This is a genomic window from Sphingobacteriaceae bacterium, from assembly GCA_016715905.1.
Classification (GTDB): domain Bacteria; phylum Bacteroidota; class Bacteroidia; order B-17B0; family Aurantibacillaceae; genus Aurantibacillus.
The window spans coordinates 351,617-365,474 of sequence record JADJXI010000005.1 but is presented as its reverse complement, the minus strand read 5'-3'; the positions used below and the strand labels follow the sequence as shown (position 1 = coordinate 365,474).

Below are 13,858 nucleotides of genomic sequence, written 5' to 3'. Positions count from 1 at the left end.
TTTATCACCACAACTCATAATCTAAAACTGAATTTTCTACCCTGAATGTTGGAGTTTGTTCGCCTTTACTCAAACGATTCACTTCTTCTGAAACATATTTTTGTAATTCATTCAAAGTTACTTTTCCGTTTTTGTCTAAATCGGCTTTATACTCCTTCATTCCTCTTAACATACAATAAGTAAATAATCCATTTTTCCACTTTTCGTCTTCCCATGCCGCTTCGGTACCGCCGGCCGATGAAATTACCGTTACTCCGGAATGTTGCCTTAAATCAGTAAAAATTGCTTTAGACATTTCGAGGGCGGAAGATTGACTGAAAAGAACTGTTCCTGCTAATCGAGAGCTGTCTTTTTTACTATTCTTATCTTTTTCATTTTTTATAACATCAACATCTACTTCTCCACTGAAACAAGCATCTATAAACATGAGTTTACGCAAAGGCTTTACTTCTGCAAATATCTTTTCAAATTCTTTATAAGAAACAGAATTGATTTTTGGGTCTGAAAAATCGGTGTAATAGGTAGGGAAATAGTAATTTAAATCGGTATCCAGATATCCGTGTCCGGCATAAAAAATCATGATTAGATCATTTATCCCGGCCCTACCTAAATAATTCTTAAGCAATTTAACCGAATCAGTATTGAAATTCTCATTCAGAATTTTTTTACTGTAAATGCTATCGAATGATTTCGATTGTGTCATCGTATTGGCAACATCCGAAGCATCTTTAGAAGCATAAGCCAAATTAAAGTCAGCGTTCTTAAATTTCTCACTCGCAATAACAACCAGGTATAAGTTGGGTTTTACTAATTCGGTATTATTATAAAAACGTGTTATTTTTTCACTTTCTAAACCATTCACATCACTTAAAATAAATTCAAATCTATTCATGCCCGAAGAAGCCGTAAAATTAAATTCTTTTTCTATTCGCGCACTCTCTACGTTATTTAACGCTTCACTCCAAATTTTGGTGCCATTATTATAGACCGAAATACTCTTAAAATTATTTATTCCTTTATTAGCGCTCACCTGAAACTGAATTTTTTGTTTATCCCCTTTCATTACAACCTTATCAAATTTAGGTAAATCGCTAAAACGTATGGTAGAATTCGGCTTTAGTCCTAAAATTTTCATACGCTTTAAATAAGCAGTTTCATAGGCATGAATAAGACTGCTATCTCTACAAAGAAAACTTCGCAATACTTGATGCGGCTGATTCAAATAAGCGTCAAACTGATCAAAACTGAAAATTTCAGAACTTAATTTAAACCGAATACTTTTAATAAATTCCTTTGAGCCCATATAATGCAAATCTGGAGTAATCATGAAAAAATTATCCCCTCCCCCATTGGCTAATTGTCCAACTAACTTTTTATTTTTCAAGTCAACAAAAGTAGCTAGTGCGTTTAAAGGACTAGTAATGACCAATAGTTCACTATTTTCGAGGAAAAAGCAATTCGGATATGAAATATTCATATCGCTTAAATCTATGATTTCTTCTCCCGATTGGTCAAACACTTTAAAATACTTTCCATACATATCATTCAATGAAAAATATTTACCACTCGCACTTAAATTGTGAAACGGCATATGATCTTTTGTAACTGAAATAACTTTCTCTGATTTTTTCTCACCCGAAACAACATCAAACTCCGCGAAAATATGTACTTTAAGCGAATCGTTATATTTTCCCATTTCATACTTTACATACCAGGCGCTTAATGTAGAACTTGTTTCATTCACATAAAAGTCATGTAAAATCATAGTTTCTACGTAGTCATTTTTTACTTTCCCTTCATTTAAATCTATACGTATAATTGCTTGTGTAGGAATTTCTACTTCCGTTCCCGAAAAAACTTTTTTCTTCTTGATTTGTGCTAAAGTAAATAAACTATTATCTCTTTCAGATAATATTACCCGTGAACTTATTGCCCAAACGTCATGTTCGTAAATCACCTTCTCCGTTTTTCGTTCAACTATTTTAAACTTTCCGGCCTCCGGAATAAAAACATGTTTCGCATTAAAATCAACCACTTTATACAAAGGTGAAGCGGCCAGTGAAAACATGCCCTTATAAACTTCCTCTTGCATGGTTTTTAAATCTACAATATGTAATGATTTCAAATCGGTGTAGTAAAACTCATTATTCTTGAAGCCCGAACTAAATGCAAAAATTCCCCTTTTAATAATTTTGGTATATCTTTTTTTGTAAATATTGAAAATTGCAAGATTTCTTGAATTTACTGAACTCGCTGAATTCACAACAATTTCAGAATCATTTAAGAAAAATGCATTGTGAACATATGAAGAATCTGACTCGGATATATCTTTCAATTCACAATACTTTGAATAGTTACTTAAATCCCATAAAGCACTTACAGCGCCCGAACCGGTAAATAACCACTTACCTCCAGGACTGATATTTACATAATTCATAGAAGTGCCCATGTAATTTCGCTCTGAAATTAGTTTCATCTCATTTGGATCATAAATTCTAATTGACTTAGCGCTTCCTGCGTTAAACAACATTCTGTCTTGTGAAGGCGAAACTTGAATATTTAAACCTACTTGCTTAAAATGTTGTTTCAGTTTTTTTGTTTTTAAATCAATAAATTTTAAACCTTCCAGCGTAGCGTAAACTGCTACCTCACCATTTTGTATAACATCAGCGTCGTAAATAAACTCATTGGGTCCGAAATTAATATTATCGAATACGGTAACCGGTACTCTTTTATTCATTTCATCTGTATAAATATTCTGATCCTCTTTCTCGTATTTATATTTTGGCATCATTATTTCATGTACAATTTTTCCGGTGTTTAAATTGCAAGTTAAAACGGCATCTGTATTAAAACAAAACAATATGGATTTTTTAAGCTTTAATTTAAAGGCCACATTGGCGTGTTTTGCAAATTCTTTTATGTCACTTAAATTGGCCAGCGCTTGTTTACATAAAGTATGTACTGTTCCGCTACTTTTAGCCAATACTACTTCTTTGGTAGAATTAAGGTATTTTGCGTGAGTGATTGTTTCTTGTGTCGTAAACGTATGATTAGCCTTTACTTTTTTTTCGATGAAATCAAACAAAATAGTAAATCCACCCACAGCTACGTAAATATCATGCTTATCAACAAAAAATGCTGCGTTGATAGGAATAAGACCATAATAGATAGCATTTGGAAGACCTTTAATTAAATCAACTGTGTTTACTTTCTGAATTAGTTTCAATTTTAATTGCTTAAACTGAAAAATATACAAGTCGGTATTTGCTGTAACTAAAACAAATTCGCCATCGGAACTAACCGACAAGTTTTTTGCCCCAAATCCAATATCGGCATCGTCAACTATCTCTGCCGTTTCGGTATTGTAAACTGCTAGTGCGTTACCCAGAATAAAAAAATATTTCCCGTCAGGCGAAAACTCACTTACATCAGACATAGAATACGGAATTTCTTTCGGTATTAAAATCTTTACATCTTTCAACTGCGCATAAGTTGTTATCGCCCCACAAAAAGTAGAAATCAACAATAATCTATAAAAAACATGCATCATGTAAGCACTTCACGATTGATTTCCTGATTAAATAATTCAGGCTTCTCAACACCATTGTATCGAATAGTTGAAATAAACTTTCCGGGCACTATTTTATTCTCACTAAGCTGGCGTATGTCCAAATCAAGGGCATAACATAAGTATCTTGACTTTACGTTGGTTTGAGGTAGTAATGCAATCTGAGATTTTTTTAATGAATCACTTATCTCATTGTGAAAAGTTTGTCCGGGACGGGATTTAAAATGCAAGGCTCTGTCGATTGCTAACAGCTGAATTAAAATTGGGTCGGATGGATAATTTAGTTTAATAAAATCCAAAGCTATTTCGTATACATCATTCATGGTGTAGGCGTGAAATAATTTTTTTTGGCTAAAATAAATTCCAAGACCCATTAAAAAATCAAAAGAGTTATTTGTTAAACCTACATAGCGCAATAAATTCAAAGTTCTTTTTCTGTTCCAATAGATTTCAAGCGCATTTTCTAAACACACAATTTTATGTAACTCCTCTTTGCTTAAATATTTACTTTCTATAAGTGTATAAGGCGGATTTGGATCGAAAACAAAACCATGTTGTTCTTTATCCCTCATTGGAGTTCCTTTTAAGAATTTAAGAAATCCTAACTGCAATTCACCGGCAAAATGTTTAAATACCTCCTCAAAGCTAAATTTGATTTCAGACATGGTGTCATAAGGCAATCCTACGATTAAATCCAGGTGCATTTCAACTTTATGTTGTAACTGTTTAATGATAGAACTGGTTTTTTCGAAATTTTGTTTTCGTTTAACTTCCAAATTAGCTTTTTGATTAACTGTTTGAATTCCTATTTCAAAACGAAACACACATTCCGGAACATAATCATTGATGTATTTAATAATATCAGGATGTAAGATATCTGCAGTAATTTCAAATTGAAATATATTTTCCGGTCTTCGGTATTTCAGAATAAAATCAAAAATATCAAGTGTAAAATCTTTTTTAATATTAAATGTACGATCTAAAAATTTGATTGTTCTGCCATGTTTCATCAAATAAAGTAAAGTGCTTTTGATGTGTTGATCGGGTAAATACCTCACTTTATTATCCAAACTCGCCAGACAAAATTCACATTTGTAAGGACAGCCTCTGGAAGTTTCAATATATAATACGCGATCAGCTAAGGATTCAACCTCATCAAATTGATAAGACATAATATCTTTATAATTTTTTAGTTCAAATTGAGTAGTATTGGGTAAATAATTAAGAATTCCATTTTTTTTAAAAGCTAATCCCGGAATTCCCTGAAGATTGGGGAAAGATTTTAAAAATTCAGCGAATGGAATTTCTCCTTCACCACTGATGATATAATCTACATTTTCATTCTTGATTAGATCCTCCACATCATAGCTTACTTCCGGACCTCCTAATAAGGTTTTTATATTAGGATTTTTGAGTTTAATAGATTTACACACCTCCAGTGTTTGTGTGATATTCCAAATATAACAACTGAAAGCAACAATATCGAAGGAACTGCAAGTCTGAGCAATTTCATCCGGCGATTCTTTAATAGTGAATTCTTTCCACGCTAATCCCGAGTGCTTTTCATGATTCAGTGCGTAAAGTAAACGAATAGCAGGATTGACATGAATATATTTTGCATTTAGCGTGCATAATAAAATGCGCATAAGTAAAAATACAAAATTATTTGGTTTATTTTATATAAGGCCTGATGACATGATCTCCAAAAAGCGAATTCGGTTTATAGGAATACACCAAAAACGAGAACAAGCCATAAAAAAACACTTCCTTCACAACAATGAGTGACTTGGTGTTTTTGTTATAATAATAATCTTCTTTTTCAGAGTGGATATGCTCATCCTTTGTTTTTGCTCTTTTTCTTCTTTTCTCGCTATTTAAATGAGCATAACCCATGGATTTCATCTTCTTTTTGATTTGCTTATATTCTTCTCTTTCGGAAAACTGATAAACCACGTAATTCTCTATAGTGTCTTTTGTAAATTCAAAATGCAATACATATGATTTAATGCTTTCGCCTTTAATCATAACTTCCCAACTTCTTTTCACCAGATTACTATCGGGTACGATCTCTAAACTCCTGCGTTTCCAATTTTCTTTCAATAAAGTAGTTTCGATAAAATCTGTAGATGAATGGGTGAATGCCAAAACTTGTTCAATGGAAATTGTTTGAGCAAATAAATTTACCTGAGTGAAGAAACTCATCATTAAAAATAATAATCCAAGTGATGTACGCATATATTTCAAAGGTATATAATGTAATGCCGATTAATTATTAAATAATACTAATTATTCCCTATGAATTGTTAATAGCGAATGAACTATTTTCGGAGCGAGTTGATTTTTTTATATCCAATCAATTGATCGAAATAGGTACCTAAAACTCTGTGATAAACCAATACCGTGTAATCGTTTTCGGTATCCCAAAAACTTCCCTCCATTACCGATTCATCACCTCCGGTTTTAGTATCATTAGAAAGCACAATAATATAGTTGTAAAAACCTTGTTTGAGATATAATTGTTTTTCGTATCCCATACGGGCATAATTATATTTTAACATACTATTGGAATTCATGCGCCAATCGGTTAATTTTCCTAATAGGTAGAAGTTACCCGCCGATTCAGGAGTTAAATAAGGCATAAAAAAATCAACGTAGATGTAATCGGCTTCGATATCCTGATTTCCGCTTGTTTCTCTGTTTTTAATTACAAATCCACCATTAAAATCATTGTAAAACAAATAAGGTTTAGTTGCTCTGGATTCTTCATTCACTAATTTTGCATGGTTCATCATTTTTTCATCGCGATAAACGTCTTTTACTCTTTCTGTTAAAAACCGGGTGCTTCTGATATCAAAATACCTGAATTCATTCCCGCCCAAAAAGGTACTGGCATCATCTAATGAATAGGTAAGTTGGCCTCCGCCTAAAAATGTTGGTTTAATATTAGTAACCGCATTATCCCATCGGTTATTTTGCATAATCACTACTTGAAGGTTTCTGTTCGGATCTACAATATTATATTGACCATAATTAATTGTAAAATCAAGGTGTTGTTTACTGAATTGATCATCATCGCCAATAGATTGCCGGAAGGTGTGGCCTACATTAACTTTATTATCGTACACCATAAATCGGCGTGTAATTGCAATTTCATTTTTATCGCCATTCAAATAAACCAAAGCTATATAGTTTCCGCTTTTGGTAAACTTTACATTTAACTGTGGGAATTTTAAAGAATAGTGCGTGAATTTTTGAATGGTGTTTATAGAAAAACTAAAATTTATAAAATTAAGGTCGGTAAATCCATCAATATATTCCGTTGTCATTAAATCACTGGGTGTCCAGTTTGCATTGCAGTGAATAAACGTAACCGAGTATTGTTTTTGATCAGCATCTAAATCATCAAAACTTATTTCCAGCTTTTCACCGCTAGCCAAATTAATGATGGGCGCTGCATGGTCCCAACTTTCTTCATGCAACTGAACAGTTTTAATATTTGCTTTATAGGTATAATCATCATACCTGAGTACATTATCGTTCACATAATCTACATCAGCTTGAGCAAAAATCTTTCCAATGATTAAAGTTCCAATAAAAATATTACGCAATTTTTTCATATCCACACAACCACAAACTTTATACCTAAAACGAAATAAAAATCAGAAAAATTGTAAAAAAAAGAAAAGAATAAAATTATTTTTTTGAAGTGCCAAACAATTGGATTTTATTTTCCTTTTTACTTAATAATCTTACAATATTTTTGCGATGCGTTACCAAAAGCATTAAAGCTACAATAATTGAAAAAGTAGTTAGAATGGGATTGGTATTATTAAGCACTATATTTAATATGATAGGGAAAGAAATTCCGGCCAACATGGATGAAAGTGAAACAATTCTTGAACTGAATAAAACCACTAAAAATATTAAAAGTGATATGGAAGTAGCCACTGGAAGTATACAAATTACTATTCCTAAAATAGTAGCAACCCCTTTTCCTCCCCTAAACCCGGCAAACACCGGAAAAATATGACCTAAAATGGCGGCTACTCCAAGTCCAAGTTGAAGATTAATAAATTCATCGCTACCTATTTCCAAACCGGCAAAACGAGAAAGAATAACCGCTAAGGCACCCTTAAAAATGTCAATTAATAAAACGGGAATTCCGGCTTTTCGGCCTAAAACCCTGAAAGTATTTGTAGCTCCGGCGTTTCCGCTTCCAAATTCGCGAACATCGATTCCGTAAAATCGTTTACCTATCCAAACGGCTGTGGGAATGGAGCCAATAAGATAGGCTAAAGCAATAAACAAGATAATCATGTGTGTTTTGCAAATTTAATTCTATAGCAAAACTATTGTTTTTTTTAAAAAAACAGGGATTTAAGTAGTTAATTTATTAAAACGCAAATGCCTGTATATAAGATAATTAACAAATTAATAAGAACCTTTAAGTATTACACCCTGCTCAATTTTTTGAAGTGCAGTGATATAAGCAGCTAAACGCATACTAGTTTTAAATCGGGTTGCATTATTCCAAACCTGTTCAAAAGCACTTTCCATCTTTTGATCATGCTTACTATTCACTTCCGTTTCGGTCCAATAATAACCTGCTTTATTTTGTACCCATTCAAAGTAACTAACGGTTACCCCTCCACTATTTGCCAAAATATCCGGAACACAAATAATTTTTCTCTCATTTAAAATGGGATCAGCAATAGGAGTTGTAGGCCCGTTTGCACCTTCAACAATTAAGCGAGCCTGAATTTTTGGAGCATTTTCTTCCGTTATCACGTTTTGTAATGCAGCAGGAACTAAAACATCACACTTACTAACTAATAATTGATCAGCCGAAATCTCAGTACCTCCTTTAAAACCTTTCAAAACCCGATTGTTAGATACAGCGTATTCCAATGCTTTCTTAATATCTATGCCTTTCTCATTATAAAAGGAAGCAGTATGGTCGCCAATACCCACAATTTTTATTCCTTTTTCAGAAAGTAATCGTGCAGCATGTGATCCAACATTGCCAAACCCTTGAACTACTGCGCAAACTTCATTCACTTTTAAACCCATCTTTTTTAGGGCAAGCCAATGTATTTACCATTACTCCACGTCCTGTTGCTGCATCGCGTCCTAACGAACCACCTATAGCAACGGGTTTTCCGGTAATTACTCCCGGACTATCTTCTCCTACAATTTTATTATATTCATCAAGCATCCATGCCATTTCTCGTCCGCTTGTTCCCATATCCGGGGCCGGTATATCTCTATTTACACCAAATACATCTTTCATCGCCTTCGCATAGGCTCTACTCAATCTTTCTAATTCGCCAACACTCATATTTCTAGGGTCACATTTAATTCCCCCTTTGGCACCTCCATATGGTAAATTAGCAACAGCACATTTAAAACTCATCCATGCGGCTAAGGCCTTCACTTCATCTGAATTAACATCCATTGCATAACGAATTCCGCCTTTACTCGGACCTAAATGTGTACTATGAATAGTTCGATAACCTTCAAAAACCTGAATTTTACCATTATCCATTACAATAGGTAAACTTACTTTTATTTCTCTTTTAGGATTTCTGAGTACTTGAGTTACTTCATCGCTCAAATTCATCAATTTAGCGGCCACATCTAATCGGGCCAAAACCGCCTCAAACATGCTCGTATGAACTGCTGGGGGCTGAACTGTGTTGGTTGACATATTTAAAATACGTTAGTTAGCTGGGGGCCAAAGTTAGGTAAATAAATTGATTTAGCAATTTACAACCAGATATATAGATATAACGTTTTTTAGCGTCGACGGAGGCGAAATTTCAGGAATTGAATGTTAATTTTACAGTAAATGTCCGATTTGTTGAAAATTGGAACCGTGCTGTTCCTTTGCTCCCTATTTTTTAGTAAAGTAGGCGTTCCTGCTGCAGTTATCTTGTTTAAATTTAATTTCATTCAAGTTTTTATCACAACCAGTATTGGAGGTATTGCCGGCGCCATATTTTACACCCACTTAAGTGCTGGAATAATAAAATGGTGGGAAAAATATAAGATTGAAAAAAATCTGTTTCAAAACAAAAGAATATTCACAAAGTCAAACAGAAGAATTATCAGAATAAAGAACAAATTTGGTCTTATGGGTATTGCAGCCATGGCTCCCTTGTTTTTATCAATACCCTTAGGGGCTTTTCTGGCCGAGCGTTTTTATAAGAAAAAATCTAAAGTAATTCTGGCCATAAGTTTATGGGTGATGATTTGGTCGGTGGTATTTTATCTTATATACTATTACTTTTATGATTTCTTTAAAGGTTGGCTTTTATAAAACCGTTTGATGTTTAAAAACAAAAAACATATCTTTTTTGACCTAGATGATACCCTTTGGGATTTTGAAAAAAATTCGGCTGAAGTACTTGCTGAGTTGTTTATAGAATTTGATCTGCAAAATAAACTAAAAACAGATTTCCGTACTTTTTTAAATGAATACAAAAAAGTAAATCAATTGCTGTGGACCGATTATGGTCAAAAAAAAATAACGAAAACCGAATTAAGAAATACCCGATTTCATTTAACATTTCAGAAACTCAATTACAATAATTATGCAGAGAATTTAAAGCTAACTGAATTGTATCTTAATCGTTGTCCGCTAAAAACAAACTTAAAAGCCGATTGCATAACAATTTTGGAATACTTAAAGCCAAAATACAATTTGCACATCATCACCAATGGGTTTAAAGAAATACAGCGCAAAAAAATTAATCAAAGCAAACTTCACTCCTACTTCGAACAAATCATCATCAGTGAGGAACATCAATTGCATAAACCCGACCCGGCTATTTTTCGTTTAGCAGAAAAATTAACTAGATCAACCAATCAAGAATGTATAGTTATTGGCGACAATATTGAAAGTGATATAAAAGGGGCAAACTCAGCAAACTGGAACAGTATTTACTTTGGAGAAAAAACCAATTCTATGGCCGACAAAAACATCAGCAGGTTAATAGAACTCAAAGAATTTTTTTAATAACTTTTAATAAACTAATCTTAAATTTCAAAACTTAACTGATTTCACAAGAAGCTATGCTTTGTGTAATGGATATTTTAATTTAAATTCACCGCTATAAAATAATTGTGATATGAAATGGATTGCCTTTGTACTTTGTTTTACACTTGGCTTAAATGCACAAAACAAAATTACTTTAGAAGATGTTTGGTTGAAAGGAACATTTAGACCTTCCTACGCATTTGGTTTTAATGTAATGAACGATGGAATTCATTATACGGATATTGAAGAAAAAGATGCAAAAAAAACATTATGCAAATACGATTTAAAATCAGGAAAAAAAAAGGGAGTTCTTGTTAACGCAGATGATCTCAAATTAAAAGACAGACAACTTGATATTTACAATTACATGTTTAGTCCAAATGAAGACATGTTATTGTTATGGGAAGATGGGGAACAAATTTACCGACGATCGGCCAAAGCGAATTATTTTATTTATGTGATCGCTACAAAAAAAATTATTGAGCTTTCTACAAACGGCAAACAAATGTTTCCGCTTTTTGCTCCGGACGGTACTAAAATAGCCTTTGTGCGCGATAACAATATTTACATTAAAGATTTAATTAAAAATGTAGAAAATCCCGTTACTTATGACGGGGTAAATAATAAAATTAAAAATGGCTGGGCTGATTGGGTGTACGAAGAGGAATTTAGCAAAGCAGATTATATGGATTGGAGCAGCGATAGCAAATATTTAGCTTATGTGAAATTTAATGAAAGTAGAGTTAAAGATTTTACCATGGAAGAATATAACGGTGGCCTTTATCCCGGAAAATACACGTTTAAATACCCTAAAGCCGGAGAAGACAACTCGATAGTAAGTGTGCATATTTACAGCGAAGATTCAAAACGATCAATTACTGCAGACATTGGAATAAATAAGGATATTTATATTCCCAGAATACAATTCACCAATAATCCTTTGGTGTTATGCATTCAACGACTAAATCGCTTACAAAACAAACTGGAATTATTGTTTGCCGATGCGGTGGGCGGAAAAAGCATGGTAGCCTATACCGATGAAAGTAAAACTTATGTGGATATAACCGACGATTTGACTTTTGTAGGTAATGAAGGATTTATCATTTCAAGCGAAAGAGATAATTACAATCATTTATATTACTATAATCTGGAAGGAAAATTAATTAATCAAATTACCAAAGGTGAGTGGGATGTAATCGAATTCAAAGGCTTTAATGATGAGAAAAACACCTTATATTTTGTAAGCACCGAAAACGGACCCGCAAACCGTGATGTGTACAGCATTAAATTAGACGGAAGTGAAAAAACCAGATTATCCATGAAAGATGGTTTTAATAATTTTGAATTTACGCCAGGTTATAAATATTATATTTCAGATTACAGTAATGCAAACACTCCAAACGTATATGAATTAAAAACAATCGACGGAAAGTTGGTGCAGGTATTGGAAGATAACAAAGCACTTAATGAAAAAATGAAAGAGTATACCCTTTCTCCGCGCACTTTTTTCACATTTACAACCAGTGAAAATGTTAGCCTTAATGGTTGGATGATGAAACCCCATAATTTTGATTCTACAAAAAAATATCCGGTGTATATGTATGCTTATAATGGTCCGGGTTCTAACGAAGTTAATAATGCCTGGGATCCTTCTGAATATTTCTGGCATAACTACCTGAATCAGGAAGGTTATATGGTTGTATGCGTAGATGGCCGGGGAACATTAGGGCGCGGAAGAGAATTTAAACATTGTACTTATCTGCAATTAGGAAAATATGAAACGATGGATCAAATCGAAGCCGCTAAGTATTTGGGCTCACTACCTTATGTTGATGCTTCTCGCATTGGATTTCAAGGTTGGAGTTACGGAGGTTATATGGCCGGATTAATGATTACCAAAGGTGCAGATTATATAAAAGCAGCTATTTCAGTTGCACCGGTTACCAATTGGAAATATTATGATAATATTTATACCGAAAGATTTATGCGCACGCCGGAAGAAAATAAAGCAGGCTATGAAGATAATTCTCCCATTAATTTTGTAGATAAAATAAAAGGGAAGTATTTATTGATACATGGAAGCTCTGATGATAATGTGCATGTACAAAACAGTATGGAAATGGCGGCCCAATTGGTGAAAAAGAATATTCCATTCGATTTTATGATTTATCCAAACAAAAATCATGGCATTGCCGGAGGAAATACTCGCCTGCACATCTATTCCAAAATATTTAAATTCGTAAAAGAAAACCTGTAAATGGCCAACAAAAATATTGTAATATTTACCGGTGCCGGAATAAGCGCTGAAAGCGGACTCAAAACTTTTCGCGACTCAGGAGGATTGTGGGAAGAATTCAAAATTGAAGATGTAGCCACTCCTGGTAACATGGAAAGAATCCGCAAATTGGTTCTTAGATTCCCACAATCATTCAAAACAAGTGATGGAGGCCGAACCGAATGCCGCACACTACTACATAGCCGAATTACAGAGGAAATACAACGTTCATGTAGTTACTCAAAATATCGACGACTTACATGAACGAGCAGGAAGTAAAAATGTTTTACATCTGCATGGCGAAATTATGAAAGCTAGAAGTTCGGTTGATGAGAAATTAATTTACCCATTGCATAATTTTGAATTAAATGAAGGTGTTTTGTGTGATAAAGGCTCACAACTTCGACCTCACATTGTTTGGTTTGGTGAATTAGTGCCCGAAATGGATAACGCATATTTAATTACTGAAAAGGCCGATAATTTTGTGGTTATTGGAACTTCTTTAAATGTTTATCCGGCCGCCGGCCTACTCAATCACATTGCACATGAAACGCCAAAGTTTTTAGTAGATCCGGGTGAGTTTAATCTGGATTACATTAAAAATATCACGCACATCAAACAAACAGCTGTACAAGGCGTTCAACAACTCAAAAGCTTTATTGAGTAAATTTTTAAAAGATTAATCATTTAATAAACTGCACTATTGTTTAAAAACTGCAGCGTTTTTTAAATTTTCATTCTTCGTCCATATCTGAGATATTGACCTCTAAAAAAGTTCGATGATTTAATCTTGAAATGACATTTGTATACTGCCCCTATTAGAACGCCATTTTAATTTTGCTTATGGAAATTAAATGTGATTGAATTTATTAATTAAAACGAACCCAATCACTTATAGGCGGGGCATTTTTTACACCGGTCCCCTTTTTTAAACTTTTTACAGCAATCTTTTTTCTTTTTAGAACAATCAGTC

At 33.4% G+C, this 13,858-nt stretch carries 8 protein-coding genes and 2 pseudogenes; 4 read left to right on the top strand and 6 right to left on the bottom strand.

Going from position 1 to position 13,858, the window contains the following annotated elements:
- Nucleotides 1-4: 4 nt before the first annotated feature.
- From IPM51_09395 to IPM51_09370, 6 genes and pseudogenes are all read right to left on the bottom strand, one after another.
- Nucleotides 5-3,553 (bottom strand): caspase family protein, encoded by a 3,549-nt coding sequence (locus IPM51_09395; protein ID MBK9284518.1) that lies wholly within the window; start codon nt 3,551-3,553, stop codon nt 5-7.
- Nucleotides 3,550-5,217: a DUF4080 domain-containing protein gene (locus tag IPM51_09390; GenBank protein ID MBK9284517.1), complete on the bottom strand. Its 1,668-nt coding sequence runs from the start codon at nt 5,215-5,217 to the stop codon at nt 3,550-3,552. The genes IPM51_09395 and IPM51_09390 overlap by 4 nt, the downstream gene beginning before the upstream one ends.
- 25 nt (nt 5,218-5,242) lie before the next feature.
- Nucleotides 5,243-5,806 carry a hypothetical protein gene (locus IPM51_09385; protein ID MBK9284516.1) on the bottom strand — a complete coding sequence of 188 codons (564 nt, stop codon included), beginning with the start codon at nt 5,804-5,806 and terminating at the stop codon, nt 5,243-5,245.
- 83 nt (nt 5,807-5,889) lie between these two features.
- Nucleotides 5,890-7,188 carry a DUF5103 domain-containing protein gene (locus IPM51_09380; GenBank protein ID MBK9284515.1) on the bottom strand — a complete coding sequence of 433 codons (1,299 nt, stop codon included), beginning with the start codon at nt 7,186-7,188 and terminating at the stop codon, nt 5,890-5,892.
- A 76-nt stretch (nt 7,189-7,264) separates the two neighbouring features.
- Entirely contained in the window at nt 7,265-7,888 is a 624-nt protein-coding gene (gene plsY, locus IPM51_09375) for a glycerol-3-phosphate 1-O-acyltransferase PlsY (GenBank protein ID MBK9284514.1), read from the bottom strand.
- Nucleotides 7,889-8,002: 114 nt separating this feature from the next.
- Nucleotides 8,003-9,278 (bottom strand): annotated as a pseudogene (locus IPM51_09370) (Glu/Leu/Phe/Val dehydrogenase).
- Between the two features lie 141 nt (nt 9,279-9,419).
- Between IPM51_09370 and IPM51_09365 the strand changes: the two are divergent.
- The 4 genes and pseudogenes from IPM51_09365 (at nt 9,420) to IPM51_09350 (ending at nt 13,552) form a co-directional block, all read left to right on the top strand.
- Nucleotides 9,420-9,890, top strand: a complete 471-nt coding sequence (locus IPM51_09365) for a hypothetical protein (GenBank protein ID MBK9284513.1) — start codon at nt 9,420-9,422, stop codon at nt 9,888-9,890.
- A 9-nt stretch (nt 9,891-9,899) separates the two neighbouring features.
- A complete protein-coding gene (locus IPM51_09360; protein MBK9284512.1) occupies nt 9,900-10,589 on the top strand; it encodes a noncanonical pyrimidine nucleotidase, YjjG family in 690 nt (229 codons plus the stop codon).
- Between the two features lie 112 nt (nt 10,590-10,701).
- Complete coding sequence (locus IPM51_09355) at nt 10,702-12,867, top strand: S9 family peptidase (GenBank protein MBK9284511.1); 2,166 nt, start codon at nt 10,702-10,704, stop codon at nt 12,865-12,867.
- Nucleotides 12,868-13,552 (top strand): annotated as a pseudogene (locus tag IPM51_09350) (NAD-dependent deacylase).
- Nucleotides 13,553-13,858: the final 306 nt, after the last annotated feature.

Bases quoted from the DNA above. Each gene is read 5' to 3' on its own strand.
- IPM51_09395 (MBK9284518.1), bottom strand. From the start codon at position 3,553: ATGATGCATGTTTTTTATAGATTATTGTTGATTTCTACTTTTTGTGGG.
- IPM51_09390 (MBK9284517.1), bottom strand. From the start codon at position 5,217: ATGCGCATTTTATTATGCACGCTAAATGCAAAATATATTCATGTCAAT.
- IPM51_09385 (MBK9284516.1), bottom strand. From the start codon at position 5,806: ATGCGTACATCACTTGGATTATTATTTTTAATGATGAGTTTCTTCACT.
- IPM51_09380 (MBK9284515.1), bottom strand. From the start codon at position 7,188: ATGAAAAAATTGCGTAATATTTTTATTGGAACTTTAATCATTGGAAAG.
- plsY (MBK9284514.1), bottom strand. From the start codon at position 7,888: ATGATTATCTTGTTTATTGCTTTAGCCTATCTTATTGGCTCCATTCCC.
- IPM51_09365 (MBK9284513.1), top strand. From the start codon at position 9,420: ATGTCCGATTTGTTGAAAATTGGAACCGTGCTGTTCCTTTGCTCCCTA.
- IPM51_09360 (MBK9284512.1), top strand. From the start codon at position 9,900: ATGTTTAAAAACAAAAAACATATCTTTTTTGACCTAGATGATACCCTT.
- IPM51_09355 (MBK9284511.1), top strand. From the start codon at position 10,702: ATGAAATGGATTGCCTTTGTACTTTGTTTTACACTTGGCTTAAATGCA.